32 protein-coding genes are annotated in these 24,119 nt (G+C 65.3%); 14 read left to right on the top strand and 18 right to left on the bottom strand.

The genetic code is table 11. The annotated features are described in order from the left end of the window. Window positions 1-106 precede the first annotated feature (106 nt). The 4 genes from ACPYN9_RS12000 (at window position 107) to ACPYN9_RS12015 (ending at window position 3,414) form a co-directional block, all read left to right on the top strand. Window positions 107-691, top strand: coding sequence for a recombinase family protein (locus tag ACPYN9_RS12000; RefSeq protein ID WP_424466763.1), 585 nt, complete (start codon window positions 107-109; stop codon window positions 689-691). Between the two features lie 237 nt (window positions 692-928). After that, on the top strand, window positions 929-1,768 hold the full coding sequence (locus tag ACPYN9_RS12005; RefSeq protein ID WP_424466764.1) for a lysostaphin resistance A-like protein: 840 nt from the start codon (window positions 929-931) through the stop codon (window positions 1,766-1,768). A 305-nt stretch (window positions 1,769-2,073) separates the two neighbouring features. Further along, window positions 2,074-2,586 carry a GNAT family N-acetyltransferase gene (locus tag ACPYN9_RS12010; protein ID WP_424466765.1) on the top strand — a complete coding sequence of 171 codons (513 nt, stop codon included), beginning with the start codon at window positions 2,074-2,076 and terminating at the stop codon, window positions 2,584-2,586. A gap of 219 nt (window positions 2,587-2,805) precedes the next feature. After that, entirely contained in the window at window positions 2,806-3,414 is a 609-nt protein-coding gene (locus ACPYN9_RS12015; protein WP_424466879.1) for a maleylpyruvate isomerase family mycothiol-dependent enzyme, read from the top strand. 74 nt (window positions 3,415-3,488) lie between these two features. Here ACPYN9_RS12015 and ACPYN9_RS12020 read toward each other — a convergent pair whose 3' ends face one another. Together ACPYN9_RS12020 and ACPYN9_RS12025 are read right to left on the bottom strand one after the other, a co-directional pair. Further along, entirely contained in the window at window positions 3,489-4,133 is a 645-nt protein-coding gene (locus ACPYN9_RS12020) for a hypothetical protein (protein ID WP_424466766.1), read from the bottom strand. Between the two features lie 210 nt (window positions 4,134-4,343). Next, window positions 4,344-4,895 (bottom strand): hypothetical protein, encoded by a 552-nt coding sequence (locus tag ACPYN9_RS12025; protein WP_424466767.1) that lies wholly within the window; start codon window positions 4,893-4,895, stop codon window positions 4,344-4,346. Between the two features lie 386 nt (window positions 4,896-5,281). Here ACPYN9_RS12025 and ACPYN9_RS12030 point away from each other — a divergent pair, with 386 nt between their 5' ends. Further along, the gene (locus ACPYN9_RS12030) at window positions 5,282-5,680 is read left to right on the top strand and encodes a hypothetical protein (protein ID WP_424466768.1); all 399 of its coding nucleotides are present in this window, start codon (window positions 5,282-5,284) and stop codon (window positions 5,678-5,680) included. A gap of 476 nt (window positions 5,681-6,156) precedes the next feature. After that, entirely contained in the window at window positions 6,157-7,353 is a 1,197-nt protein-coding gene (locus ACPYN9_RS12035) for an MFS transporter (RefSeq protein WP_424466769.1), read from the top strand. Window positions 7,354-7,511: 158 nt separating this feature from the next. On the opposite strand, the gene ACPYN9_RS12040 is transcribed toward ACPYN9_RS12035, so the two are convergent. Continuing rightward, entirely contained in the window at window positions 7,512-8,378 is an 867-nt protein-coding gene (locus tag ACPYN9_RS12040) for an AraC family transcriptional regulator (RefSeq protein WP_424466770.1), read from the bottom strand. A gap of 153 nt (window positions 8,379-8,531) precedes the next feature. Further along, window positions 8,532-8,759 (bottom strand): hypothetical protein, encoded by a 228-nt coding sequence (locus ACPYN9_RS12045; protein WP_424466771.1) that lies wholly within the window; start codon window positions 8,757-8,759, stop codon window positions 8,532-8,534. A 199-nt stretch (window positions 8,760-8,958) separates the two neighbouring features. On the opposite strand from ACPYN9_RS12045, the gene msrB reads away from it, so the two are divergent. Then, a complete protein-coding gene (gene msrB / locus ACPYN9_RS12050; protein ID WP_424466772.1) occupies window positions 8,959-9,414 on the top strand; it encodes a peptide-methionine (R)-S-oxide reductase MsrB in 456 nt (151 codons plus the stop codon). Continuing rightward, the gene (msrA, locus tag ACPYN9_RS12055; RefSeq protein ID WP_424466773.1) at window positions 9,414-9,923 is read left to right on the top strand and encodes a peptide-methionine (S)-S-oxide reductase MsrA; all 510 of its coding nucleotides are present in this window, start codon (window positions 9,414-9,416) and stop codon (window positions 9,921-9,923) included. Before msrB ends, msrA begins: the two co-directional genes overlap by 1 nt. A gap of 218 nt (window positions 9,924-10,141) precedes the next feature. Here msrA and ACPYN9_RS12060 read toward each other — a convergent pair whose 3' ends face one another. From ACPYN9_RS12060 to ACPYN9_RS12085, 6 genes are all read right to left on the bottom strand, one after another. Then, complete coding sequence (locus ACPYN9_RS12060; RefSeq protein WP_424466774.1) at window positions 10,142-10,279, bottom strand: hypothetical protein; 138 nt, start codon at window positions 10,277-10,279, stop codon at window positions 10,142-10,144. 257 nt (window positions 10,280-10,536) lie between these two features. Beyond that, window positions 10,537-11,100, bottom strand: a complete 564-nt coding sequence (locus ACPYN9_RS12065) for a GNAT family N-acetyltransferase (protein ID WP_424466775.1) — start codon at window positions 11,098-11,100, stop codon at window positions 10,537-10,539. Next, window positions 11,091-11,492: a hypothetical protein gene (locus ACPYN9_RS12070; protein WP_424466776.1), complete on the bottom strand. Its 402-nt coding sequence runs from the start codon at window positions 11,490-11,492 to the stop codon at window positions 11,091-11,093. Before ACPYN9_RS12070 ends, ACPYN9_RS12065 begins: the two co-directional genes overlap by 10 nt. Before the next feature lie 87 nt (window positions 11,493-11,579). After that, on the bottom strand, window positions 11,580-12,218 hold the full coding sequence (locus tag ACPYN9_RS12075; protein ID WP_424466777.1) for an alpha/beta hydrolase fold domain-containing protein: 639 nt from the start codon (window positions 12,216-12,218) through the stop codon (window positions 11,580-11,582). Continuing rightward, window positions 12,215-12,646, bottom strand: coding sequence for a hypothetical protein (locus ACPYN9_RS12080; RefSeq protein WP_424466778.1), 432 nt, complete (start codon window positions 12,644-12,646; stop codon window positions 12,215-12,217). Before ACPYN9_RS12080 ends, ACPYN9_RS12075 begins: the two co-directional genes overlap by 4 nt. Next, on the bottom strand, window positions 12,639-14,108 hold the full coding sequence (locus ACPYN9_RS12085; RefSeq protein WP_424466779.1) for an MFS transporter: 1,470 nt from the start codon (window positions 14,106-14,108) through the stop codon (window positions 12,639-12,641). Before ACPYN9_RS12085 ends, ACPYN9_RS12080 begins: the two co-directional genes overlap by 8 nt. Before the next feature lie 208 nt (window positions 14,109-14,316). Between ACPYN9_RS12085 and ACPYN9_RS12090 the strand changes: the two genes are divergently transcribed. Next, complete coding sequence (locus tag ACPYN9_RS12090; protein WP_424466780.1) at window positions 14,317-14,943, top strand: Type 1 glutamine amidotransferase-like domain-containing protein; 627 nt, start codon at window positions 14,317-14,319, stop codon at window positions 14,941-14,943. A gap of 164 nt (window positions 14,944-15,107) precedes the next feature. Here the strand turns inward: ACPYN9_RS12090 and ACPYN9_RS12095 are convergent, their stop codons facing one another. The 3 genes from ACPYN9_RS12095 to ACPYN9_RS12105 form a co-directional block, all read right to left on the bottom strand. Next, a complete protein-coding gene (locus ACPYN9_RS12095; protein WP_424466781.1) occupies window positions 15,108-15,653 on the bottom strand; it encodes a hypothetical protein in 546 nt (181 codons plus the stop codon). Between the two features lie 52 nt (window positions 15,654-15,705). Then, window positions 15,706-15,891 (bottom strand): hypothetical protein, encoded by a 186-nt coding sequence (locus ACPYN9_RS12100; protein ID WP_424466782.1) that lies wholly within the window; start codon window positions 15,889-15,891, stop codon window positions 15,706-15,708. 85 nt (window positions 15,892-15,976) lie between these two features. Then, window positions 15,977-17,116, bottom strand: coding sequence for a zinc-binding alcohol dehydrogenase family protein (locus ACPYN9_RS12105; RefSeq protein ID WP_424466783.1), 1,140 nt, complete (start codon window positions 17,114-17,116; stop codon window positions 15,977-15,979). Between the two features lie 78 nt (window positions 17,117-17,194). Here ACPYN9_RS12105 and ACPYN9_RS12110 point away from each other — a divergent pair, with 78 nt between their 5' ends. The 3 genes from ACPYN9_RS12110 (at window position 17,195) to ACPYN9_RS12120 (ending at window position 18,918) form a co-directional block, all read left to right on the top strand. Beyond that, complete coding sequence (locus ACPYN9_RS12110; RefSeq protein ID WP_424466784.1) at window positions 17,195-17,758, top strand: TetR/AcrR family transcriptional regulator; 564 nt, start codon at window positions 17,195-17,197, stop codon at window positions 17,756-17,758. 173 nt (window positions 17,759-17,931) lie between these two features. After that, the gene (locus tag ACPYN9_RS12115; RefSeq protein WP_424466785.1) at window positions 17,932-18,423 is read left to right on the top strand and encodes a hypothetical protein; all 492 of its coding nucleotides are present in this window, start codon (window positions 17,932-17,934) and stop codon (window positions 18,421-18,423) included. A gap of 27 nt (window positions 18,424-18,450) precedes the next feature. After that, window positions 18,451-18,918, top strand: a complete 468-nt coding sequence (locus ACPYN9_RS12120) for a hypothetical protein (RefSeq protein ID WP_424466786.1) — start codon at window positions 18,451-18,453, stop codon at window positions 18,916-18,918. A 76-nt stretch (window positions 18,919-18,994) separates the two neighbouring features. On the opposite strand, the gene ACPYN9_RS12125 is transcribed toward ACPYN9_RS12120, so the two are convergent. The 5 genes from ACPYN9_RS12125 to ACPYN9_RS12145 form a co-directional block, all read right to left on the bottom strand. Then, window positions 18,995-19,459 (bottom strand): hypothetical protein, encoded by a 465-nt coding sequence (locus ACPYN9_RS12125; protein WP_424466787.1) that lies wholly within the window; start codon window positions 19,457-19,459, stop codon window positions 18,995-18,997. Window positions 19,460-19,496: 37 nt separating this feature from the next. After that, window positions 19,497-20,483 (bottom strand): bile acid:sodium symporter, encoded by a 987-nt coding sequence (locus ACPYN9_RS12130; protein ID WP_424466880.1) that lies wholly within the window; start codon window positions 20,481-20,483, stop codon window positions 19,497-19,499. A 68-nt stretch (window positions 20,484-20,551) separates the two neighbouring features. Continuing rightward, on the bottom strand, window positions 20,552-21,001 hold the full coding sequence (locus tag ACPYN9_RS12135; RefSeq protein WP_424466788.1) for a hypothetical protein: 450 nt from the start codon (window positions 20,999-21,001) through the stop codon (window positions 20,552-20,554). A gap of 115 nt (window positions 21,002-21,116) precedes the next feature. Continuing rightward, window positions 21,117-21,377 carry a hypothetical protein gene (locus tag ACPYN9_RS12140; protein WP_424466789.1) on the bottom strand — a complete coding sequence of 87 codons (261 nt, stop codon included), beginning with the start codon at window positions 21,375-21,377 and terminating at the stop codon, window positions 21,117-21,119. A 93-nt stretch (window positions 21,378-21,470) separates the two neighbouring features. Then, complete coding sequence (locus ACPYN9_RS12145; RefSeq protein ID WP_424466790.1) at window positions 21,471-22,193, bottom strand: lysostaphin resistance A-like protein; 723 nt, start codon at window positions 22,191-22,193, stop codon at window positions 21,471-21,473. A 193-nt stretch (window positions 22,194-22,386) separates the two neighbouring features. Here ACPYN9_RS12145 and ACPYN9_RS12150 point away from each other — a divergent pair, with 193 nt between their 5' ends. Both ACPYN9_RS12150 and ACPYN9_RS12155 read left to right on the top strand, forming a co-directional pair. Beyond that, window positions 22,387-23,298: a MerR family transcriptional regulator gene (locus tag ACPYN9_RS12150; protein ID WP_424466791.1), complete on the top strand. Its 912-nt coding sequence runs from the start codon at window positions 22,387-22,389 to the stop codon at window positions 23,296-23,298. A 29-nt stretch (window positions 23,299-23,327) separates the two neighbouring features. Further along, entirely contained in the window at window positions 23,328-24,119 is a 792-nt protein-coding gene (locus ACPYN9_RS12155; RefSeq protein WP_424466792.1) for a MerR family transcriptional regulator, read from the top strand.

Below are 24,119 nucleotides of genomic sequence, written 5' to 3' on the forward strand. Positions count from 1 at the left end.
TAACCCACATCCTCACGGAGGTTTTCGTTTCCCTCAAACCATCAAGCGTTCACAACGTCCCAGGTCAATACAACTAGCGATGGGGTTTTTGAGGCACGCTGTCCGCGTGAGACTTCTCGGCTATACCCGCGTCAGCACCGCAACCCAGGATGCGCAGCTCCAGCTCGACGCACTTGTAGACGTCGGCGTGCAGAAGCGCGACATCTTCGCCGATGTGACGTCCGGGAGCCGGACTGCGATCGAGCGCCCGGCAATGAAGCGGCTGCTCGAGCACGCGGAGGCCGGCGACACGGTTGTGGTGTGGCGCGTGGATCGTCTTGGGCGATCCCTCATCGACGTCCTCAACACCGTCAACCTCCTGCGTGAGCGCGGCATCAACGTGCGCTCAGTCTCCGACGGAATCGATCCGGCGACTTCAACGGGCCGTCTCATGCTGAACATGCTCGCCACCCTTGCCGAGTACGAGCGTGAGCTCATCGTCGAGCGCGCGAACGCCGGCATCGCCGCGGCCCGCCAGAACGGCACGAAGTTCGGCCGGCCCCTCTCTGATCCTGTCGAGGTTGCAGAGAAACTCCACGTTGTAACCGACGCGCGCAAGCGGGGCAGGACGGCACAAGAAGCTGCGCGCCTCGTCGGCTGGAGCCGCGCGACGCTCTACCGACACCAGAAAGCGAACACAGCGAGCGAGTAGCGAGCGATCAAGTGAGCTCGTCGGGACGCGCCTCTGCGGTGGCTCCGCTCCCGCGGCTGCGCCCACCGAGTGAGACGTCTCAAAACCCATGAGTTCTACGACATCGCGCGGGATGCCTCTCTTGAGCAGTGAGTCACGGCGGCGACCATCGCGGTGCGCACCGGGACTGGCGCTTGACTTGACACCCCCTGGCCAGCCTTTCGGGCAGCGATGTGGTCGCCCGGGTGATACTGCACTATGCCCTCACGCGACCAGCAGGAACAGAGCAGTGGACCGATTCCTCGGACGATCTGGGTTGGAGTCGCGGCTGCTTCCTTCTATGTGCTGATCGCCGCCGTGGTGGGCAATCTGCTTGATCCTCTTGCGGGTGGCGACGACGCTCTGGATTTCGTCATCGCGACCTGGATCCCGGTCGCCGTGCTCATCATCGTCGGGCTGCTGTTCGCGCGCAGAGCCGGCTGGCTCCGCGAGGCATGGAGCGCACCGTCGCCCTTCGTCGAACGGCAACGGTGGTGGTTGTTTGCCATTCCGGTTGTGTTGGTAGTGCAGATCATCCTCATGCTCGTCGATGTGCCTTGGTCGGAGCGGGCCATGTCGGTTGTGCTGATCTACCTCGTGGGCTCCCTGCTCATCGGAATCGGCGAGGAGTTCTATTTTCGGGGCATCTTCCGAATCGCAATGCGTGGTCACCACGGCGAGCTTGCTGCCTTACTGGTCACTTCGATCGCGTTCGGCCTTGCTCACACGGTCGGGTACTTCTTCAACGGGGTTCCCATCGGCGCAACCGCGCTGAGCGTTGCTTTCCTCGCAATGAACGGCGCGCTCTTCTACGGGGCGCTCCGAGCGACCGGAACGCTCTGGGTTCCCATCCTGCTCCATGGGCTCGGCGATTTCGCCCGTTTCATGCAGAGCGGTGGTGACGCGCACGAGGAAGCCCAGGGGCTGAGTGGTGACGCCGGAACGGCAGCCGTGGAGTACGTGCTCATCGGGCTCTCCATCGCGCTCGTGATCAGCGTCGCACGCAGTGAGCGGCGGTCACGCGGGACCCGGGTGTCATCCCCGATTTCGCAAGAGTGACCACCCTGTGCGGGGCCCGCGCCCTTGTCTCACAACCCAGGCGTTGCGAAACCCATGGGCTCGGCACCACCCCTGGCATCAGCGAAGGAAGGTGGGAGCCTCACGCCCGCAGCACGAGGCTGCACGCATCTGGCCCGGCCCAAACGGGCTGCCACTCTTTCCATGCTGCGGGCAGGACGCCCCCGTGAGGAGTGAAGGACGCCTTGGGCAGACACTAGGAGGGTATCGCTTGCTGTCCCGCCATGCGCAGCGCGCGAAACTCTAGAGTTTCGCGATGGTTGCCATGATCCGCCTGAGTCGAGGACTTGGCGGCGATAGCGTGGTCCCATGCTCCGATACGGGCCTTCTCGCCAGACGACCGCGAGGAGCTGATCTCCCTCGCGTTGCGCGCCTGGGAGCCGGTGTTCCCGCTCACCGAGCAAGCCGTGTCGCCGTTCGTCTACCGCGCGTTCTATCCCGACGGCTGGCGCGTGCGACAGGAAGCTGACATCGCGGCAGTGCTCGATGGCGAGCCCGAGAACGTCGACGTCGCATTCTCAAACAGCCAGGTGGCTGGATGGGTGTGCACGAGGCTTCATCCAGAGGACAGCATGGGTGAGGTCTACGTTCTTGCGGTCGAGCCGAGCCTGCAACGACGCGGGATCGGACGGGCTCTTCTCGACTACTCCACGCAGCGAGCGAAAGCGGCCGGCATGAACATGGTGATGGTCGAGACGGGCGACGATCCGGGTCACGAACCAGCTCGACGAGCGTACGAGGCTGATGGGTTCGAGCGTTGGCCGGTCGCGCGGTACTTCAAGGACCTGTCCGGTCACTAACTCAAAGCGAATGCGACGGGCGCGGCAAGGCTCGACCTGGCTGCTTGCGTGGGTCGAAGGTCAGTCGCGACGGTCAGCCCGGTTTTCAGGTCCCGTAAGACCTCTCAAAGCCCATGGGATTTGAGAGCCGAAAATGGCTGCTAAGGCCATTGCGTACGACGGTGGGACGTGGACTTGGTTGAGCGGTCCGTCAACAATGGTGGTGTGAATCGAGATGACGTGTGGTCCAGTGTTGATGCCGAGCGAAGGTCATTGACGGCGGACCTCGCGTCGATGGAGACATCGCAGTGGTCGACCCCTTCGCTCTGTGCGGGACTCTCCGTGCGCGAGGTCTTGGCGCACATGACCGTCAGTGGGGCAGTGTCTGGGCCAAATTGGTTCGCTGGCGTCGTTCGGGCTCGGTTCGACTTCGACCAGCAGGTGGTTGATCGCCTCCGCGAGCAACTCGGTCGCGACGGTGCGGACACCCTTCGCCAATTTGCGGCGACGGTCGGCAGTCGCGTCTCGCCTCCCCTGCCGAGGCTGGCGCTTCTGGGCGAGATGGTCGTACACGGTGAAGACATACGTCAGCCATTGGGAATCCAGCGAACGTACCCACCCGCCGTCCTTGCAGCACTGTTGCGGTACTACGCAAGCACAAATCAGGTGGTGGTCGCCAAGAAGCGGGTTCGAGGCCTGAAGCTCGAAGCGAACGACCAGAACGTCGTCGTTGGGCGGGGAGACACGGTTCGAGGTCCCACACTCGCGCTCGTCATGGCCATGGTCGGGCGGAGCACGTTCCTCCCGCAACTTACGGGGCCCGGTGCTTCGATTCTGGCCGAAAGGTAGCGCGCACTTATTTGCCGGTTGACGGAGTTCTCCCATCAACGTCCGCCGGTCTCGCATTGGGATGCTCCGACACCCTAGTGCTTCGGGAGAACTGGAGGGGCTGGGGCCTGCTTGTCCTGCTTGGCCACCCAAGTTGATGGCGGACCCGATTGACCCAGGCATCCGGGCGTCGGGATGGCTCCCTCGAGGGAGCCATCCATTGAGTAAACGCAGATCCGGAACTGCGCTTCCTCGTCGGAGAGCCCGCTGTACCAAAACTTGAGGAACTCGGGAGTGTCCACGGCCACGTCAGCATCGGCAACCCAATAAGACGCCCTTCCGTCCGACCCTCCGTGTATTCCGCCGGAGCTTGGCAAGTTCACGCTGCTCTCGACGATCCCTGGAGTCTGTTCTGTGATCGTGCGAAGAGCCACCACGTAGGGGTCGAAGTCTTGTCGGTCGACAGCAATGCCGAACTGGATCCCGAGCACGGAGAGCGCGCCTGCGACTGCAGTTAGTGAACTCCAGATGACTGCCTTGCTTCGCGCGATGATGGCTCTTTTCTTCGTCGCACGTTCGCGACCTTCTTTACTGCCCTTGTCAGAAGCTCCACGGCGTTCGGTTCCACGAGGCTTGTCCCCGCGCCTGAACGGCTGAGTTCCGAGGCGTGCGTCCAACTCAACTCGAGCGCGGTTCGCCTCAGAGAGTGCGTAACCGTCGGCTCTCGCGTTTGAGTCCATGGCATCGAACGTAACGCGAACGATGCATTGCGGCGCCTTGGTTCTCGACGAGCGGGCTAACGATCCGGTGCAGCCCTCGGGTGCTCAGGGGATCACGGAAGGTGGTGCCGCGTCGCGATGGATGGCCGATGTCGCATAACTCTGACGCGTCAAAACGCATGGGTGATGGTGCAGACTCAAGCCCGGTTTACACCTCGTGATGTTGAGGGCTTAGGCAAGGCCCTCGAGCTTGCGGATCTCGTACGCGGCAGCATCAAACTCCGCTTTGAGCTCTGCCATCGTCGCTCCGTTTCGACTGTTGCCGTCGACGAAGCCGACGTTGAACGTGTCTCCGTTTTGTTCGCACCAGATGTCGGCGTTGTCGTCTTCGATGAGTGTGTCGACGTAGGCGGCCACGTCGGGGTCGGCGTACGGGTATCCCGGGAAATAGTTGTAGTTGGCGCTCTGGTTCTCGTAGACATAGCGGTTGCCTTCGACTCGCACGTCGTTGAGGTTGAAGCGTGCGTTGAAGTTCCCGTCGAGGTAGAAGTAGTAGAGCGCATCGCCACAGACACTGATCGCCTCGGCGCTGCCGACTTCCGGGGTCGGAGTCGCTGGCTCGTCGGGACCCGCGGTCGGGACTGTAGGAGCGGAGGTCGTCTCGACGGGATTTGGTGGCGGTGTTGTCCCGTCGACGGTCTCGGTGTCGGTGCAACTTGCCGTGAGTGCGATGACGGCCGCCACGGTGACGGAGGTCACCGCAAGCCGCGTTCGGAAGTCCATGTCAGGCACTGTACTTAGGTCTGGGACGCCGGGTTCCTGCCTACCGGCGCGGACGTTCCTGGAGAGGCTGGGTGAGGCATCTCAAGACCCATGCGTTTCGGGACACGCAGGGGGTCTTTGCGTCGGCCACGAAGCGCCAGGCAACACCGGCGCGACGAGCTCTTGGTACTCTGTCGCCTCGTCGTTATTGTCGAAGACGCCGAGGATGTTGTTGTCGGCGCTGCTGTCGTGGTAGACGATCCAGACTGTTGTCACCTCATGACCTCACGACCTCACGACCTCACGACCTCACGGTTTCGCGGCTTCGATCAGCTTGGGACTCGCTCTACCCGCCGAGGTGTTGCGGCATGAGCGCATCCTTGATCTGCATGGTCCACACTCATTGCATGGTGACAGACAGGGCGGCCTTGCGCGAGCTGGAGGGTGCCGCGTGGCGTATCGCATACGACGGGCGCGAAAGTTCCTACGATTGCCGGGTTCGAGACGTGCGCCTGGTGGAAAGCGGTATTGACTTCGAGGTTCGGCAACGAAACGAGGAGTCAGTGCGCGTGGTGGTTCCCGCGCCGAGCTCGCCGACTACCCCTACCTGGTTGCATTCGGACCCTGTGGACGCAGCGGACTGGGTGATGCAGCTCTTGATCTGGGTTGATGAGGAAGTCTTCACCGCTGGGGTTGGAACCAGTAGGGTCCGAATCACCCGAGCGGGGGAAAGTTATGTTGTTGTCGAGGACTACGGGTGGCGAGTCAGTGACCCGATCCGTCATCGACAACTGAGCGACACGTGATCTCTGCGTGTGCAGAACGACGATGCAAGTACGAACACGGCAGGAGCTTATGAAGGCCTACTCTCAGGACCCGCGCGACATCACTCGCGCCGGCCAGGCAGATGCGGTTCGAGTCACGTTCTGGGACGCAGCGAACACGTCGACCGAAGACTTCCGACTCTTGGACGTGTCAGGGTACGACGAGCTCACTGCCTGGATCGATGAACATCGTCACGGTCGTGAGGTAGTTGTCCAGCTCGAGATTGCGCATGTAGACACCACACAGCAGGGCGATCGAGGGACGCACGTTCTCCGAATCGGACCCGAAACCGGATGGGCCTAGAAAGCGCGAGCACCGTATCCCGGGCTCTTGCCCCTCCCCCACCTGTCGCGTAGCTTTCGCGTCGCGGAATCCGTGGCTCTCGCGACATCAGATGCGGAGTGATAACGAACCCCCGCTCCCGATGCTGGCGACCGGGTGACCTAGGCTGAGCCGGATGTCTCTCGGCCGCTCCTTCACCGTGCTCTGGAGTGCGAATGCCGCGTCGAATCTGGCGGACGGCTTGGCGTTCGTGTCGATACCTCTGTTGGCGACTTCGCTCACCGACGACCCGCGCTGGGTCGCCGGCCTCTCGGCGCTCTACGCGCTCGTGCGATTATTCGTCGCTCTGCCGATTGGCGTGTGGGTTGATCGTGTGGACCGACGAACGATCCTGATCGTCGCGAACGTTTTCCGGGGAGGCGCCGTGCTCGCCCTCGCGCTCTGCGTGCAGCTCGGCATCGGAGGGCTTGTCCTCCTCTACGTAGCGTTCGCTGTCGTTGCCACGCTCGAGAGCGCCGCCGACAACGCGGCTGTCTCCCTCCTTCCCAACGTCGTAGAGAAAGAGAAGTTGGACACCGCCAACGGTCGGATCTCAGCAGCGCAGCTCGTTGCCGACGAGTTCGCGGGCCCACCCCTCGGCGGGTTCCTCTTTGCGATCACCGCGGCCGCCCCCATCTTCGCGATGGGCGGCCTATGGGCCACCGCCGGCCTGGTTGCACTGGCCCTTCCGCTGCGTCGCGCGACTTCGCCCGACGCGGCTCCAGCAGTGCGTGCATCCATGTGGCGAGAGGCAGCAACTGGCGCATCCTGGCTTGTCCGTCATCGCGTCGTTGGGGGCTTGGCCGTAATCGGGGCGCTCGCGAGCGTCGGCTACATGCTTCCGTTCTCGATCCTCGTCATCTTCGCTCAGGAACGGCTCGGCGTTGACGGCGTGGGATACGGCTTGATCCTCGCCGTCTCGGCGCTCGGCGGACTCGTCGCCTCCTTTGCGACAGCACGCATCCGTTCGCGGATCGGCTACCGCTGGACCATCGTCGCGAGCTTGCTCACCGGAGCCGCGTCACTACTGGCCCTCGCTACAACCGACAACGCGGTGACCGCCTCGATCGTTCTGGCCATCTACATCTTCCACGCGGTGGTCTGGGGGATCTGCTCGACATCGCTCCGCCAGCGCCTCGTGCCGGACGCCCTCCGCGGTCGCGTCAACGCCGCGGCACGTGTCCTGGGCCTGCTCGGCCTCACCCTGGGCTCCATTCTTGGCGGCTTACTCGCGGTCGTAGACGTCGCGTTGCCAGTAGCAGTCGGCGGCGGCGTGTTTGTGGTCTGCGCCGGGACCGCACTCGTCCTCGTCCGAGCCATCGACGATGACTGATGGGCGGGATCGCCCCTGAAAACAACGGCTTTTCGCAGCATCCGCCCGCCCAGCTGATGCACCCCGGACAAGGAGCCCATGAGTCCGCGGTAAGTGCCTGAGTCTGATCTCTGGCCAAATGCCGTCTCGAAACGCGCTAGGTTCTGCTTCCGTTTCTGCTAACCGCGCTCGACGGGGAGCCAGAGCTCGCAGGTGGCCGTGCTGAAGTCGTCGGCACGGTCGAGTACCGCGACGATCGACGGCCCAGGCCGAAGCCGCCAGGGGTTCGACGGGAACCAATCAGTCGCAGTCGCGGCCCACGCCGCCTGCAGCGCAGTCGGGTACTCGCCCTCGGTGCGGAACACCGCCCATGTGCCGGCCGGAACCTCGATCGTGTCGAGATCGTCGTCCGCTACGTCGGCGCCCGTGACGGCCACTCCGTGCAGATAGGTCAGTTCGCTTCCCTCGGCGTAATCCGGGTCGACGTCGGCGCTGACCTGGAGCAGTCCGGCCGGCTCGGTGTCGCTGAGGGCTTTGAGTCGTGCGTGCTCTGACGCCGGCAGGGAAGCGATGTGCGCTTGGATGCGCGGGTTGACGCCCTCATGAATGAGTGGCACGCGGGTCGCGTGACCGACGAGGAGGAAGGCCGGGCGATCGGTGATTCGGGTGTCCATTGTGATGTTCCCTTCTACGGTCAGGCGGAACCTGAGCTGCGGTTGTGTTCGAAGGGGGCCGCCATTTCGCTTTACGTCGCCGACACTGACGCCGTGCACCGAGCGGAACGCTCGACCGAACGCCTCGGTTGAGCCGTAGCCGTATCGCACCGCGATGCTCAGCAGATCCTCGTCACTGAGAACGGCCGCTGCCGCGACTGACATGCGGCGGCGGCGAATGTACTCCGACAGTGGCATCCCAGCGAGCGACGAGAACATGCGACGGAGGTGGTACTCCGTCGTGCCGAGCTCCGTGACCAGGGACGCAACGTCGAGGTCGTCGTCAAGATGACGTTCGACCAGTTCGACCAGTCTGTTCAACTCTGCGATCATGCCGCCTCCTTCGACACCCACACTTCCGTGCCGTCACGATCGGCACCCTACTATCGCGGTTCGATCGGATCGCCGTTCCAACTCCACCATCGGTGTAGGAGCGACGCATGGCTGCGGCAAGTAGAAGCTCAAGAGTTGAGAGCGCGTTTCGGACTACGTTGGGGCCATGACTCGCCGCGCATCGAAACTGATGACCTTCATTGGCGCTGCGGCGGCACTCGTGGGTGCAGCGACGTCAGTCTTGTTCTTCTTCCAACCGTGGAGAAGCTGCTCATACGAGGACACGTCCGTCGGGTGCGCGATGCTACCTCTCGATGCCGCGGGCATGGCGGCCGCGTTGGGTGTTGCCGTCGTCGGCGTCGCGGTCTGCGTTTTCGGCATGCTTCAGACTCGCCAGTCGGATACTGCGAGACCTTCGAGCCCTAAGGCTTAGCGCCCGGCGAGCTCATCAGCTCGTCGCAGCGAACCGCTACCTGACTCCCGAAGCTGTGCATTCACCCAACTCGGCCGCGATTCGCGGCGTCTCGGGGAACGCTTTCACCGCATCGAGCGTTGTTCTGACTTCGGAGAGGACATTGTGATGACGCAGTACACGAAAGACCAGGAAGCTATCGCCCGGCTCACGCCGGAGCAGTTCGCGGTGACGCAGCAGTCGGCGACGGAGCGGCCGTTCAGCAACGAGTTCTGGAACACGAAGGACGCGGGGCTGTACGTGGACATCGTGTCCGGCGAGCCGCTGTTCGCGTCGACCACGAAGTACGACAGCGGATGCGGGTGGCCGAGCTTCACGAAGCCGCTGAACGCGGACAACATCGTCGAGAACTCCGACACCTCGCTCGGCATGCGACGCACCGAAGTGCGATCCGCTGCAGGCGACAGCCACCTCGGGCATGTCTTCGAGGACGGCCCGGTCGATGAGGGAGGTTTGCGCTACTGCATCAACTCCGCGGCGCTGCGCTTCGTGCCGCTCGCTGACCTCGAGTCCGCGGGCTACGGCGAGTTCGCACCGCTGTTCGACAAGGAAGGTGGCCGCTGATGGCTGACGAGCGCGCGATCCTCGCCGGCGGATGCTTCTGGGGCCTCGAGGAGCTCATCCGCGACCTGCCTGGCGTGCACAGCACCCGCGTCGGCTACGCGGGCGGAACGACCGCGAACGCCACTTACCGGCACCACGGCGACCACGCCGAGGCCGTGGAGGTTGAGTTCGACGGGGAGCAGACCACGTACCGGGAGCTGCTCGAGTTCTTCTTCCAGGTGCACGACCCGACGACCAAGAACCGGCAGGGCAACGATCGCGGCACGAGCTACCGGTCCGTGATCCTCACGCTGACGCCCGAGCAGGAGCGCGTCGCGCGCGAGACGATCGCGGAAATTGACGCGTCTGGCCGGTGGCCCGGCAAGGTTGTCACCCAGGTCGAAGCGGCCGGCGAGTTCTGGGATGCGGAGGAAGAGCACCAGAACTACCTGCGGAAGCACCCCGGCGGCTACACCTGCCACTACGTGCGCCCGAGCTGGGTGCTCGACGAGGTAACCCAGCACAACTAGGCCGAACCATACGGAGCTGAGACGGTCGGGCGGGATGCACATCCCGCCCGACTGCGGAATCACCTCGCGTCAAAGACGGGCGCTTCAGCTGCGCTGGCAGGCGCAGCGACATCAGTCGTGTTCGTCCGACGGCGGCGGCGACAAGCATCCCGATGCCGGAGGCGAGGAAGGCGGCCGTGTAGCCGTTCGTGAACTCGGCGAGCTGCCCAGCCCCGCCCTCAAGGCAGCAGGGCTCCGCCGACGAGGCCGATGATGACGAAGAAGATGTTCACGAGGAGGCACCAGCGCCAGCTGCTGAACTCCGGGAGCACGCCGCCGAGGATGAGGCCGATGGCCGCACCGCTACCGGCGATCACCGTGCACGGACCATCCGCCGAGAAGCTCAGCGTTCAAATGCTTCTCCGTCTCGCGCTCACCCGGGCTGGCCGCTAACAAGGCGCGCAGCACTCCAGCGCTACGGGAGCGTCACCTCTGACATAGGTCGTCACGAGCCCCGCCCGCCGTGTTGCCACTCCCCCGGTTTTCGCTTCAGATGAGACATCTCGAAACCCATGGGGTCTCACGGCAACGTGTGGTCGGAGAGCGCGCCGCGGAGCTCGCTGTGGGTCCTTGGCTAGAGCTCGCTACTCATCGTGTAGACGAGAGGTCCATCCGCGATTTGCGTCCGGTGGTCGACCTCGAATCCGTGTCGCTTGTAAAGGGAGACGTTCCGCTCCGCAGAGGTTTCGAGGGATATACGTGGGGATGGTGATGCAGCCACCTGACGCATGCACTCGTCGAGGATTCGAGAGCCCAAGCCCTGGCCGGCTCGCTCAGGGCGCACGCCTATCGTCGCGAGATCCCACGACTTCTCGATCCTGGGTGGCAATTCGACCCCGAACACAGGGCCGAGACGATCGCCCATGAGCTCGGAGATTTCTGACTGCAGAGACTCAGCAGGTTCGGGTGCGCCGGGCGGGAGCATGGCGGCGACTCCGGCGAGGTCATCGCTGACTACAACCACGCCGTGTTGGAGCGCATACGTCAGGTAGATGGCCTGCAGTTGCTCTAGTCGAGCGGAGTAACCGTCGCTTGGGATGCTCCAGCGCGTCCATGGGTATGACTCGAAGGCGACAGCAAGCGTGGCTGCCGCTTGAGATAGGTCTGAATGAGTTGCATTTCGTATCGCTACTGCCACCAGGAAATTTTATGCTCCGTGACTGTTTCGTCAGAGTGAGGGCGCCGAGCGTCGATAATCGGCCGCCCTCGCAGCCATCCGGAGAGGATCAGGACGAGCGCGCTCCCGGTCAGGAGGCCATCGATGAGCCCTGGAGGGAGAAGGAAGATCATCAGCACGAGCGTCACCCCGCAGTTGAACAGCGACAACACCAGGCCCCACAGACGACCGCGAGCCATCGCGACGGCGCCTGTCACCCTCAGCGCGCCGAAGATGCCGCTCATCGCCATCATCAAGTAGAGGTTCTCGTTGAGGTAGGGCAGGGCGAAGATGTCGACGCGTTGGGTGATCGCGTCCTGCGGTATCCCGAGTACGAGCAAGACGACGAGTCCAACCAGAACGGACATCTCCATCAGCACGCCTTGCGTGATCAGGAGGCCGCTGGCCCAGCGAAGTCGCGCGGAACGGTTCCGAGGTGATGACACGCACCCAACGTAGTGCTAGAGAAAGCGCCTGCGTTTCGCCGGGAGGTGTACACGCTCTGGACTCGAAGCCGCAACGCTCACGCTTCGGGGGGTTCGAGGCGATGCGATCGGTCCGGGAGCGAGGAGCCTCCGGGTCCAGTCAGCGAGAGCTGCGGTCGCGCACCTCGAAATGACGGCGTTCGGCATCATGCTCGTGAAGCCGTGGAACGCTCCTGGCCACACATGAAGTTCGGCGTCAACGCCCGCGGCCCACAAGCTGCTCGCGTACGCGACGGTCTCGTCGCGGAAGACCTCGGCGCTCCCGCAGTCGATGTAGGTGCGCGGAAGGTCGGTGAGGTCGGCCGCCCTGGCCGGGGCGGCGAACGCGGAGACATCCTCTCCGGCGCGGCGGGATCCGAGGTAGGCGTCCCATCCGAAACGGGTCATCTTGCGATCCGCGACCCCGATGCCGTCGATCTGCTTGGTCGACACGGTGGAGTCTCGGTCATCGAGCATCGGGGAGACCAGGATCTGTGCCAACAGGGCCGGTCCTTTCCTGTCCCGGGCGAGCAGTGCCGTTCCGGCGGCGAGCCCACCGCCGGCGCTCTGCCCGACGATGACGATGCGTTCCGGGTCGATGCCGAGCTCATCGGTGTGAGCAGCGACCCACGTCAACCCCGCGTAGCAGTCCTCGACCGGGTACGGGTCGGGATGCTCGGGGCCAGGCGGTAGTCGACGCTGATGAGCACCACGTCGTGGTCGTTCAGGAGCCAGTCGTCGTACGAGTCGAGGTTCCCCAGGTAGTGGCCGAACATCATGCCGCCCCCGTGGATCGCGTAGATCGCGCTCTTGGTGCCCGTGCGGCCGATTCGTTGAATGACCGCGAGCGCGATCGGAGCTCCGAGATGGCCGGGCACAGTGAAGGTGCGCCGTTCGTAGCCGCGAGACCGCAGCCGGTCGTCAAGCTCTCCTTCAGTGACGTCGAGGCTGCGCATGTGCGGCAGCATCTCGGTCGTGAGCGTGAAGGGTCCACGCGCCTCGAGAGCGGTGAGGAAGGTTTCGAGCTCAGGATCGAACTTCGGGCGAGGCGTGAGGTCAGTCATCGGAGGGCTCCTGTGTGGTGATGGGTGAGGTGAGGATGCAACGTGAACGTCGGATGCCGACGGCGACGAGAATCACGGCGAAGGCGGTGATGGTCAGGCCGGCGATGAGCATCGCGTCTTGGAACGAGGCAAGCCGGTCAGGGGTCCACGTCGTCGTCGTGATACTGCCGGCGACGAGAGCGGCGAGGATCGTGCCAGTTGCCGTGATCCCGACCGCGGTGGCGATCTCGCTCGCCGTGTCGACGAGCGCGGCGCCGATGGAGGTGCGGTCTTCGGGGAGTCCGCGAAGGACGTTGGTGCCGGCAACGACGCCGACCACCCGCATGCCGGCGGCGACGAGCACGAGTGCAACCAGGATCCAGGGGTACCAGAAGCGGCCCAGGAGGGCGAACACGGCGAGGCCAGCGATGACAGCGGCCGCACTCATCCACGCCGCCCGGTCAAGACCCAGCCGTTGCACGACAGGACCCACGAAGCGGCCGCTCGCGAGAAGCACCACGACCTGAGGCAGCGTTCCGAGCGCAGCCATGGCGGGCGTCCATCCCCACGCGAACTGCAGTTGCAGCGTGACCATATAGGACAACCCGGCCATCGCGAGACCGGCGGCGGCCTTGTACGCCAGGCCGCTCGCGACCCGCGGTTGTGCGACGAGTCGCAAGTCGAGCAGCGGATGGCGCGCGGTGCGTGCCCGGGCCACGAACGCGCCGGCAGCGGCCACCGTGACCGCGGCCGCACCCCACCCCACAGCGGTGTCGGTGCCGATCACGAACAGGGTCGGGGTGGCGAGAACGCCGACGATGGTGGCAGTGCCGAGAAGCGCGCCGATCACGTCGATCCGGTCGTGGTGAAGATCCGCACGCTGATCCGCGACGACCCCGCTGCGAATCCCAAGAAAGGCGATCGCTGCGATCGGAGCATTGGCCATCATGAGCGCCTGCCACGGGGCCACGACGAGGACGATTCCACCAATCGTCGGCCCGGCCGCGAGGCCGACCAGGCCAGCGGTCGAGATGACCGTCAACGCTCGCACGCGCAGCTCGTCTCGATCGAAGAGCCGGAAGGCCAACGCCATCGATCCCGGGGTTGTCATCGCCGCCGCGACGCCCATCAGCGCGCGCACGACGATGAGCTGCTCAACCGACGTGACGAACACGGTCAGCACGCTCACGATGGCGAGCAACACCAGTCCGGTGAGCATGATCCGCCTGCGACCGAAGCGGTCAGCGATGGAACCGAACAGAAGCATGAGGCCGCCGAAGGCGACCGAGTAGGCCCCAGACACCCATTGCAGTGAGGCAGTGGATGCGACGAGCTCGCGCCCAAGAGAGGGGAGCGCAACGTTCAGGACGGAGTTGTCGAGCACCTCGAACAGGAACACTGCCGAGAGACCAGTCAATGCAACCCACGCGTCACGGAGTCGGGGCGGTGGAGCCTGGGTTGCAAGCACGGACGATTCGGACATGGGCGCACTCCTTCGATGAAGAAGTGGCGACTCCCATGAGACCGCTTGTGCGTTTCCGCCTGCATCGGCAGGACGGGATTTTTCCCTCTGCGGGAAGGTTAGCGCATCACCATCCCATTCTGAACGCCGTCACGACTGCTGGGTTCTCGAGGCCGGTCGCTCCAGCGCAGACCTCGTTCCGTCGGTGGTGGCTGATACCGTGCGCGGCGTGAAGATCTTGCTGCTTTCTCGTTCTATGGGTGCCCTGGCGCCCTTCCTTGCGGAGTCGACCGATTCAGGAGCCGCGCTCCGCCTTGGATACATTGACGATGCCCAGGTGTCCTTTGCAGAGGCTCCGTTCGTGCGCGATGAGCGCGACTCTGTGCTGAAGCTCGGCTACGAAGTCGTTGGGATCACCGTTCGAGGCCTGAGCGTCACTCAGTTCGAGCGCGCGCTGGCAGGACTTGACGCTCTGTACGTCGCCAGCGGCAGCACCTTTGCGTTGCTTGAGGCGTTGCGCGTGTCCGGGTGCGATGCGCCCCTGGTCAAGCATGTAGGCGCGGGGCTTCCCTATGTCGGCTCCAGCGCTGGGTCGATCATCGCGGGACCCGACATCACACCTGCATCCCTGATGGACGACCCCGCAGATGGACCCATGCTCACTGACTTCGCCGGGCTCGGATTGATCGACCAGACGGTCATTCCGCACGCGGACGGAAAACTGCCGCCGTACCCGCCGGACCTGATTCGCAGAACTCTGGACACCTACGGCACCGAGTACCCGCTTGTCCCCCTCACCGACGACCAGGCCCTGCTCGTCGATGGAACCCAAACGAGAGTCATCGACTCGATCTAGCAAGCGTCACCAACACGGTCCGATTACCGTCCCGACGACGGCGACACTTCGAGCGGCGACTGCGGCGTCGTGAGACAACATGGCGCACCCGCCTCACGTGCCCGCACCCAACAGCTTCTCCACGGTTGAAAGAGCTCACCACCTCGCAACACCTTTGCGCCCACTCACCGCTCTGCGCGCCTGAGCCCGAGCGCGTCAAAGACCGTCGACGCGACCTGCGCCGGCGTCAACTCGTCAGTGCTCACCGTCAGCTCGTAGCCCGCCAAGTCCCGTAGCTCCGTTGCAAGCTGGACATGCCGTTCGAGGTGCCAAGAAAGTGCTCCACTCCGGTCCGGATCGTACCGACGGCGCAGGCGCAACTCAGCCACCTCAGGCGATGCGGTCAGATGGACAGTCGTGAGCGCTCGCTGAAACACACCTTCATATCTCGCCAGGTCATCCTGCGTTCTGATGACCCCCGCAATGATCGGCGTTCTCGGCCCGGTGCGAAGGTAGTTCCGCCACGTCGCGCGCATGTTCAGCGCTTCAGTTGCGGTGTTGTCCGGATCCTGCGGCGAAGGCGGCCACGAACGATGGAACCAGTCGACGTCGAAGAGGCTGAAGGGCAGCTCCTGCTGCGCGAACAGGTCCCCCAGATGATCCAGCGTCGATGACTTGCCCACGCCGTACGAGCCGTAGAGGAAGATCCCGGGTGTGCTCGCTGAGGGCATGATTCAACGATAGGTGCCACCTAATCAAGAATCGGCGACAACAACTCCGCCGCTACCGCCCAGCCCGTTGGAACAGCAGATATCCAGAGACGGTGATGAGCACGAGCGGCGCGAGGATGAAGAGCAAGGTCTGCTCGGTTGTGAGGTGAAACACACCTGTTGCGAGGAAGCCCAGAACAAGGGCCAAGGTCAGCATCCCGACGAGAAAGACAGCGGACCGCACATTGCGTGGCTTCATGCTCGCATCCTCTCGTGAACAGGCTGGTCCCACACAATCGGTTCACGGCCAGCTTCGCAGTGGAGCCAAGACCTTTCGCGGGTGATCAGGCGTCTGTCGACGTCGCATCGAGGGTGATGATCAGCTTTTGTGCGGACACGCCACGGCGGAGTGCGTCGACTGCTCCCTGAACTGCCGGGAGGCCATCGCCGACGACGTGTGCATCCGGATAAGCGCTATGCCTGCCAGACGTGAGCGCTTGAGGCAGGTAGTCCTTCCAGATGGCTGCACCCACGGGGGACGTCGCTATGGCGCTTCCCCAGATGAACGAGGCCCTGATGTTGCGGACACGACTGCGCGCCTGCAGGAGGGCAGTCCGCGTCCCCAAGCGCAGGAGGAGGCGGATGCGGGCCAGCGACAGACCACCTCGGCGAGGTTGCTCGTAGAAGGAGACCGGCGGGCTCGCCATGGCGATCTTCTTCGCGCCGGTCGCTCGCGCGATCCTGAGGGACGGCGCGGCGGACCCGACGGCAATGGCGAGGATGCCCGCGACCGCGGATCCTTGTGCAGCTTTAATGATCCGGTCGGTGACGTCTTGGTCGTGGTAGTCGAAGACAGCCTCTGCCCCCAACCGCCTCATCCGCTCATGATTGCGGGCGGAGGCCGTCGTGATGACACGGTAGCCAGCCGCTCGGGCGAGTTGTATCGCGTTGCCCCCGACAGCCGTCGCGCCACCCCACACCACGACGACCTCGTCGCGCGGTGCCGCATTCCCGAGGTGTGCATGGTCCAATCCGAGCTGAGCCGTTTCGAAGAGCCCCGCCGCCGCAGTGGACACCGCCAAGGGGAGGACGGCGGCCTCCGCAAACGCCATGCCGTTCGGGATGACGGCAGCCAGGTTCGCATCCACTGCAACGTAGGCCTGGAAGCCGCTCTCGGCCACGGGGTCACGGCCCTTTTCCAAGCCGATGGCGTACGCCGTGACGCGATCACCGATCTGGAACGCGCCCGCATCCTTGCCAACCTCGACGACGATGCCCGCGACGTCTTCGCCGAGGATCACCGGGTACTGCAACCAGCCGTACATCATGCTGCCGTTGGACTGGATGATCGCGTCCAGCGGGTTCACCGCGAGCGCGCGCACCTGGACGAGAATCTGTCCCGGTTTCGGCGTTGGTACGGGCGCGTCTCGAATCGTCAGATCGGCGTAAGGGGAGTCGATCCACGCCGCAGTGTTGTCCCTCATGGCAATCCACCCTTCGCAAGTGATGACATCTCGTGTCGTGATCGCACACCTTACGGCACGGCGTGACATCATGTGTGCATGCCTCGATGGTCTCCGGATGCCGCGCTGCGGCTCGAAGCTGCGGCGATGGTTCTGTTCGAGCGTCAAGGCTTCTCCGGAACGACGGTGCCCCAGATCGCCGCGGCGGCCGGCCTGACAACCCGCACGTTCTTCCGGCACTTCTCCGATAAGCGAGACGTCCTGTTCCTTCGAGATCGAGAGTTTCCCCAAGCCGTTGCGGACTTCATGAACTCGGCCCCGCCCGAAGGCGACGGGGTGGCGACGGTACGAGCGGGGCTCGTGGCGGCAGCCCGAGGAATTCAGGGATGGAGGGAATCGATCGTGCGCCGACACAGGATCGTCCGCAGCGAACCCGCCTTGCGCGAGCGCAACCTCCTGCAGAGCCACCACCTGGCCATGGCGATCACCGAGTCACTCGAGAAACGCGGCATCGACCCAGCACGCTCGCGCACGTTGGCGGCTCTCGCGGTGGCCTGCTTCGACCTCGCGATGGACAGGTGGCTTGAAGACCACACCGACCTCACGCTCGAAGCGTGCGTGACGTCGGTGTGGACGGACATGCGCGACTGCATCGGCGGCTGACGCTGCGCCCGTCGCCGAAGGCACGGGTCGAACTTCTCAACGGTGGCCATTTCCTCCTTGAGTCCCACCTCGACGAGGTGGTAGAGATCATCCTCGACTGGCGGAGCGCCATCTAACGCGGTTCGGGCACCGGTATCAGCACTTCCCCGACCTTCGTCGACTACCGTCGCCCCATGGGTTTCGGGCGGTCGGGTCGGGTCATCGCTGTGCTCCAGTGGTTCCTCGCGGTCGTCATGCCGTTCTTCGCCGTGTTCGGGCGACTGCTGTTCACCGGCGACCTCGGTTGGCTGGGTCTCTTCGGCGTCGTCTTCAGCCCGATCGCGGCGATATTCCTCATCGTGCCGCCCATCCTGACGCGCTTCGACCGCGAAGCGACGCGTCGACGCGGCGTGCGCACCGCCTATGTGTGGGGCACCGTGACCACCTGGGTGGCCCTGTTCGCGATCGCTCTCACCGCCCCCGATAGCGGCGGCACTCGCCCTATGCTCGCCCCACTGCAGCTGCTCACCGGCATGAGCCCCGACGCCACGACGATCGTCACTCTGGGCCTCGGCGCGGTGGCCGGCGCGGGGTGGCTGCTCGCCGTCGGCGTCGCCATCGCTGGGATCGCACGAAGTCGGCGAGTGGATGCGATGGGCAACTCCCCCGCACAGCGCACGTTCTGATCACCCACCTCGACCGTAAGGACCGTCATGCATGCCCATCCCCAGCAGGTGACCGGCGCGCTCCTCGCGCTCAACGGCGCAAACGTGCCCTATGTGTTCCATGCCACGCCGACCGGCGTCACGGGCACCTGGGACTACGCCGACGCCAAGTGGGCCGGCGTCTTCGCTGCCGGAGCCGTCGACCGCACCTTCGAAGTGCGCATCGAACTGCACGAAGACGGCACCTTCACGATCACCAATCAAGCGGAGAGCTCCTCGGCGAGCATCGGCCCAGGCTCTGCAGGGTTCAGTCACACGACGTTCAAGGGCAAGATCCGTTCGAAGAGCTTCAACAGCAGCGCGGCACCGATCGCCTCCGACCACGGTCAGCTCGGGCACACCTTCGGGTGGAAGTTCGACAGCGACGACATCGAACGCCCGGCGCGCGAGGTGCTCGCCCAGCACGGCTGGACGGAGCGGAAGACCGGCTTCTGGTCCAAACTCTTCGGGGCGTAGCAGCCGCCGACGACGTCGACGTTGTCCGACAGGCCCGTCCGTCGGGCCCGTCCGTTGACGCTCCTTCGATGAGTGGTCAGGTGAAGTTGAGCGTCAACGTCGGGGGATTCGGTGAGGCGGGCGGGGTCAGCGATGCGACCAACGTGGCCGTCGCTGGTGGGGTGCGCGTGAAGTAGCCGATGAACGCCGTCGTCAATGAGCTACGAGCCGGGATCACCGCGGTCGCTACCACCGCGGTGCTGGTGAACTCCATCTCCCAGGGACCGAAGCCGTGCCCGTACAGCTCAACCCCCGTGCTCGTGAACCTTGGCGTGATGAAGGTGGCAGGCACGTCTTCATCAGCGTTGTTGATCGCAGTGAAGTAGGTCAGCGCCTGCCTGGTGGTGAGGTAGTCCGCCGTCCAGGTCCAGGTCGGAGGCCCCGGCTCCCGACTGGCAGCTTGAGCTGGGGCGGCTGACGCAAGCGCGATGACGGGGGCCATCCACGCCGCTGCCATGACGCTCCTACGCGTCGCGTGCTGTGCACGTTGGGGGTCATGCATGGGAGGAAGTCTAGGCGGGCGGGTCCGGCGCCGGAAGTCACGGACGATGCCATTTCTCGCCACTCGCGGACCGGCCCCGGAGGATCCTCGGCAGAAATCGCACGAGCACAACCATGCCGATGAGCTCGACGAGCGTCTGTGCGACCACGACGACCGGAGCTAGCGCGAGTGCCGAAGGAAGGGCGAGCGCGAGCGGAAGCACGACGAGCGAGTTGCGGGTGACGCCACTGAACGTCAGGGCGCGGGCCTCGGGAACGTCGAGACGGAACGCGCGGGCCACCAAGATACCGACGAAGACCATGACCGCAAGGAACGCGACGTAGATCGGCACGAGGGTGAGCAAGCGCGGCCCAGCAGCGCCGACCGCGCCTGCTGTCGACGCGACGACCGTGAAGAGCGTCGCCACCATGAGGGGCACCATCAGGTCCGCTGTCACGCGCTGGATCACCTCGCCGCTGCGATGGCGCTTCGCGAGAAGCTGGACCAGAGCGGCCGCACTAAGCGGCACCACGATCAGCAGCAGGAATGCTCTCGCGAACGGGGCGATCTCTACGACGGCCACCCCGTCCGGGCCGAGGAAGATGAGCAGGTAGAGCGGCAGCAGCAGCATCTGCGCGAGCATGAGGAGTGGCGCGGCGGCAAGCAGTCGGTCGGATGCGCCGCCCGCGAGGCCCGCGAACACGATTACGTAGTCGATGCACGGCGTGAGCAGCACGAGCAGCACCCCGAAGAGCAGCGCGGGATCATCCGCCACGAACCTCGACAAGCCGAAGGCGACAACCGGCACGATCACGAAGTTCACGACCCCCAGCGCCGCCAAGAAACGAACGTCGCGGAACGACCTGCCGATGGCGGTGAGTGGCACGCCCAGGAACGTCGCGAAGAGGAGCAGAGCCAGCACTGGCTCGATCGCCGACTCCAGTCGGTGCGCACCCGGAATGAGCAGGCCGACCACAGCACCGGCTGCGATCGCGGCGAGGTAGAGGGCGATCTGGTGGCGCTCGAGAAACGTGACGGTGCCCATCACGGACAGGGGTTTCGTCTGACGGCGTTCGTCACTCGTCGACAGTCTGCGCTTCACCCGCGTGAGGATCAGAGCGTCAGCGTCGTGAGCACTCGGCCGTCGGAAGTGCTGACCGTGAGAATCGTCCCGGCGTAGGCTGCGACGCCGGCGACCCCGAGAACGAACTCGTACACACCGAGGACCGGCGCCGTCGACCTGAAGCGCGCGCCGCGACTACTCGACGAGACTCGTTGCCACCCGGAGGGTATCGATCCGCCCAAGCTCACGGCCCATTGGTCAGTGGTGTTCTCGACGTTCACGTCGAAGATCGTGCCGATGGGCAGACTCTCCGTTGCTGTCAGCCTGACTGAGAGCTGGGCCACGTCATCGGTGATCGCCTCGAGGCTCACCGGTTCGACCGGCTGTGCCGGGCTCGCGGCCATGGCCGGCGCAGCGACGCCGACGGCCACGACGGGTGTCGCCCACGCGAGACCAACCACGGCGCGACGTGAAACAACATGACGTTCGGGGGCAGTCATGGGGACACCATAGCGATCGGGCGACCTGGTGCCTAGCTTCTCCCCATACCTGGTCCACTTGCCGTGCCACACAGAGCGCCTCGGCGAGCCGCCGCCACCGCGGAGACCTTCACCGTCAGGTGTACAGGGTGACCTTGGACCAGTACTGTCCTCGCGCGGCGTCGTACTTGCATGGCGTGTAGAGCGCCGAGCGGTAGCCGAACGACCAGTTGCGGATGTAGGACTTCGCGGCCTGCGTGCACGAGCTGGGGTTCGAACCCCATACGTATTGGGATGCGCTCGCGGCTTCCGCGGACGGGGCTGCGGCGATGTTGGCGCCGGCGCCGACTCCCACGGCAAGGGCGAGACTCGCGACGACGGTGAGCAGCTTCTTCATCGGGGGCTCCTTCAACTGGGTCGTTTCGAGTATGCGCAATGCCTCCCGCATCCACCAGGTCAGAACTGCCCGCCCGGTCCGGGCTGTGACACTTCAGCCGAGCGAAGCAACGAGCACGAGCGTCGCGATGCTGTTCACCGTGACGTGGAGCAGCAGCGGACCCCACAGCGAGCGATGGAAGACACGCAACGCGCTCAGGGCGACCCCGAGAACGAGGTAGTAAGGCAGGAGGATCAGGAATCCGTGCACCGCGGCGAAGAGCACCGCAGTCGCGATGATTGCCACGACGGTGCCCCACCGCGCGGTGATGCGCCCTTGCAGGAGGCCGCGGAAGTACAGCTCCTCCCAGACGGGCGTCACGACGGTGATGGCCAGCGCCGCAGCGATGAGCATCCCCGGGTGAGCTCCACCGAGCGCAGTGTCCAGCCGACTGGCGCCAGCCTGCTCTTGACCGCCGGGGATGAAGGCCGCGACGAGCGCCTGCACTGCGACGGCGGCGATGAGGGTCGCGGGAATCTGCCAGAGGAGATGCAGGAGGCGCCAGCTGGGGCGCGTCACCCCGAGGGAGTGGACGCGCACGCCCGTCGTTCTGAACACTACGCAGATGACGCCGAGGCTGCCGAGGGAGTGGGCCAGGAGGCTCGCGGCGATGACCTCCGGGAGGACAGCGCGCGGGTCCGGGGCGAAGACCAGGGCCGCGACGAGACCGGCCGCAACGAGCAGCGTCACGCCGAGCACGGCGCCCGATGCCAGGGCCACTGGCCGCCACGGAGCCCCGCGGAGACTGGGGCGCTTCTGGCGATGAGCGGTGGTCACCTCAGAAGTCTGCCCGCGCACGACCCAGACGGCATCATCCATAAGGTCCATGAGTGCGCGGAGGCTGCGGCGCTCGGCCGAGCATCGGATGAAAAGTCTGCCGTTCGGGGCATCACCGCGAGCATCGACTTGCACCTGCCGCTGCGTCATGTGGTGCAGTGGATGGAGTCCGCTCACCAAGGAAGGCCCTCACATGTTCTCGACCTTCACGCCGCCCCGCCAAGTCACGATCGGCGGTGCGGCCGCCTTCGTCGGCACGACACCCCGGGCAATCCGCCACTACCACCAGATCGGCCTACTTCCGGAGCCCGAGCGCGGAAGCGACGACCGCCGCCGTTACGGCTACGAAGACATGATCCGGCTGCTGTGGATCCGGCGGATGGCCGACGCCGGCGTCCCCCTCGATGACATCCGCGACGCCTTCACGGATGCGCCCGACGCCAGCGACGGCGACGTCGCTCTCATCCTGGACCACCTGGACGAGACGCTCGCCGCGAAGCAGGCCGAACTCGAACGGCAGCGCGTCGCCGTGCAGCGGATGCGGGAGCGCGGCAGCAGGATCGGCCTACTTTCCGACCTCGTGGGCGACCGCCTCGCGGACCTGCCCGAGGGGTCGCTCCGGCAAGACGACCTCGACACGCTGCTCGTCACCGAGCGGATCTTCGGATCGCTCGGCGCATCCGTTCAAGCGTCGCGCTTCATCGCTCTCGCTCGTCACCCGGAACTTCGAGAGGCCTCCGACCGGGTCGATTACGCCGAGGAGGCGCTCGACGACACGGTCGCCGTCGACGACCCCCGCGTCGCCGAGGTGGCCGCCGAGCGGCACGCTTTCGAGACCGCCCTGCGCGCCGTGATCAAGAGCTCCGGCCTTGCGCAGGCCGACGACGACCTCTTCGACGCCTGGGAGGACGCGCATCCGGAGCCCCGAGGCAACGAGGTCGGAGACGCCAACGGCGACGGTGACGGCGACGGCGACGGTGACGGCGACGGCGACTCGTGCGGCACGACGAGCCTCACCGAGGCCGTCCAGATGATGCCCTACGACTTCTCCCCGGCTCGCCTGCGGTGCATGGAGCTGTACCTGGAACTCGACGCGCCCGAGTAACGCGGGCCCGCATCTGCGAGGCTGAGCGGATGCACGCGAACACGCGAACGGTCGGAGCGGTCTCGACGGAGCTCGGGGTGAGCGTGCGCACGCTGCATCACTGGGAGGAAGTCGGCCTCGCGCATCCCGTCGGCCGCACCCCGGGCGGCTACCGGGCGTATGACGAGCGCGAGATAGCGCGGCTCCGCCGGGTGCTCATGTTTCGCGATCTCGGGATCCCGCTCTCGGAGATCTCTGCACTGCTGGGTGGCACCGGCGCCGACCGTCGCCAGGAACTCAAGGCTCGACGAGCGGAGCTGGCGGCGAAGATCGCGCACCTCCAGCGGCTTGCCCGCGAGGTCGACGCCCTCATCGAGGCCGACCAGCACGGGCCGCTGCTCGGCGACGCCGAGTCGGCCGCGGCCTTCGGCCCGGATTGGAATCCGGATTGGGCCCGCCAGGCGCAGGAGCGCTGGGGAGACACGGCGCAGTGGGCGGAATACGCGGAGCGTTCGGCTCGCCGGTCACCGCAGGGCTGGCAGGAGGTGACGGCCGCCGTCCGCGAGGTCGCCTCCGAGATGGGCGCGGCGAAGCGCGGCGGCGTCGCACCCGACAGCCCCGAGGCCGCGAAGCTCGTGGAGCGCCACCGACAGGCGTTCGGCGAGTTCTTCCACTGCACGCTGTCGATGCACGTCGTGCTAGGCCGGATGACCGAGAGCGAGGCAGACCGCCGCGCGTTCTACGACGGCGTGGAGGCGGGCCTGGCGGCGTGGATGCGCGAGGCCATCGACGAGGCCGCGCGACGGTCAGGCATCGACCCGGATGCCGCACGGTGGGAGTGA

The sequence above is a fragment of the Pseudoclavibacter helvolus genome, assembly GCF_049707175.1.
Taxonomy (GTDB): Bacteria; Actinomycetota; Actinomycetes; order Actinomycetales; family Microbacteriaceae; genus Pseudoclavibacter; species Pseudoclavibacter helvolus_A.

Excerpts from the sequence above, each read along its gene's own strand:
- ACPYN9_RS12130 (WP_424466880.1), bottom strand. The coding sequence starts at position 20,483 with ATGGGCACCGTCACGTTTCTCGAGCGCCACCAGATCGCCCTCTACCTC.
- ACPYN9_RS12115 (WP_424466785.1), top strand. The coding sequence starts at position 17,932 with ATGGGTTTCGGGCGGTCGGGTCGGGTCATCGCTGTGCTCCAGTGGTTC.
- msrB (WP_424466772.1), top strand. The coding sequence starts at position 8,959 with ATGACGCAGTACACGAAAGACCAGGAAGCTATCGCCCGGCTCACGCCG.
- ACPYN9_RS12125 (WP_424466787.1), bottom strand. The coding sequence starts at position 19,459 with ATGCATGACCCCCAACGTGCACAGCACGCGACGCGTAGGAGCGTCATG.
- ACPYN9_RS12140 (WP_424466789.1), bottom strand. The coding sequence starts at position 21,377 with ATGAAGAAGCTGCTCACCGTCGTCGCGAGTCTCGCCCTTGCCGTGGGA.
- msrA (WP_424466773.1), top strand. The coding sequence starts at position 9,414 with ATGGCTGACGAGCGCGCGATCCTCGCCGGCGGATGCTTCTGGGGCCTC.
- ACPYN9_RS12120 (WP_424466786.1), top strand. The coding sequence starts at position 18,451 with ATGCATGCCCATCCCCAGCAGGTGACCGGCGCGCTCCTCGCGCTCAAC.
- ACPYN9_RS12020 (WP_424466766.1), bottom strand. The coding sequence starts at position 4,133 with ATGGACTCAAACGCGAGAGCCGACGGTTACGCACTCTCTGAGGCGAAC.
- ACPYN9_RS12105 (WP_424466783.1), bottom strand. The coding sequence starts at position 17,116 with ATGAGGGACAACACTGCGGCGTGGATCGACTCCCCTTACGCCGATCTG.
- ACPYN9_RS12085 (WP_424466779.1), bottom strand. The coding sequence starts at position 14,108 with ATGTCCGAATCGTCCGTGCTTGCAACCCAGGCTCCACCGCCCCGACTC.
- ACPYN9_RS12040 (WP_424466770.1), bottom strand. The coding sequence starts at position 8,378 with ATGATCGCAGAGTTGAACAGACTGGTCGAACTGGTCGAACGTCATCTT.
- ACPYN9_RS12070 (WP_424466776.1), bottom strand. The coding sequence starts at position 11,492 with ATGGAGATGTCCGTTCTGGTTGGACTCGTCGTCTTGCTCGTACTCGGG.
- ACPYN9_RS12080 (WP_424466778.1), bottom strand. The coding sequence starts at position 12,646 with ATGACTGACCTCACGCCTCGCCCGAAGTTCGATCCTGAGCTCGAAACC.
- ACPYN9_RS12005 (WP_424466764.1), top strand. The coding sequence starts at position 929 with ATGCCCTCACGCGACCAGCAGGAACAGAGCAGTGGACCGATTCCTCGG.
- ACPYN9_RS12095 (WP_424466781.1), bottom strand. The coding sequence starts at position 15,653 with ATGCCCTCAGCGAGCACACCCGGGATCTTCCTCTACGGCTCGTACGGC.
- ACPYN9_RS12135 (WP_424466788.1), bottom strand. The coding sequence starts at position 21,001 with ATGACTGCCCCCGAACGTCATGTTGTTTCACGTCGCGCCGTGGTTGGT.
- ACPYN9_RS12025 (WP_424466767.1), bottom strand. The coding sequence starts at position 4,895 with ATGGACTTCCGAACGCGGCTTGCGGTGACCTCCGTCACCGTGGCGGCC.
- ACPYN9_RS12100 (WP_424466782.1), bottom strand. The coding sequence starts at position 15,891 with ATGAAGCCACGCAATGTGCGGTCCGCTGTCTTTCTCGTCGGGATGCTG.
- ACPYN9_RS12110 (WP_424466784.1), top strand. The coding sequence starts at position 17,195 with ATGCCTCGATGGTCTCCGGATGCCGCGCTGCGGCTCGAAGCTGCGGCG.
- ACPYN9_RS12035 (WP_424466769.1), top strand. The coding sequence starts at position 6,157 with ATGTCTCTCGGCCGCTCCTTCACCGTGCTCTGGAGTGCGAATGCCGCG.
- ACPYN9_RS12030 (WP_424466768.1), top strand. The coding sequence starts at position 5,282 with ATGGTGACAGACAGGGCGGCCTTGCGCGAGCTGGAGGGTGCCGCGTGG.
- ACPYN9_RS12155 (WP_424466792.1), top strand. The coding sequence starts at position 23,328 with ATGCACGCGAACACGCGAACGGTCGGAGCGGTCTCGACGGAGCTCGGG.
- ACPYN9_RS12045 (WP_424466771.1), bottom strand. The coding sequence starts at position 8,759 with ATGCCGAAAACGCAGACCGCGACGCCGACGACGGCAACACCCAACGCG.
- ACPYN9_RS12150 (WP_424466791.1), top strand. The coding sequence starts at position 22,387 with ATGTTCTCGACCTTCACGCCGCCCCGCCAAGTCACGATCGGCGGTGCG.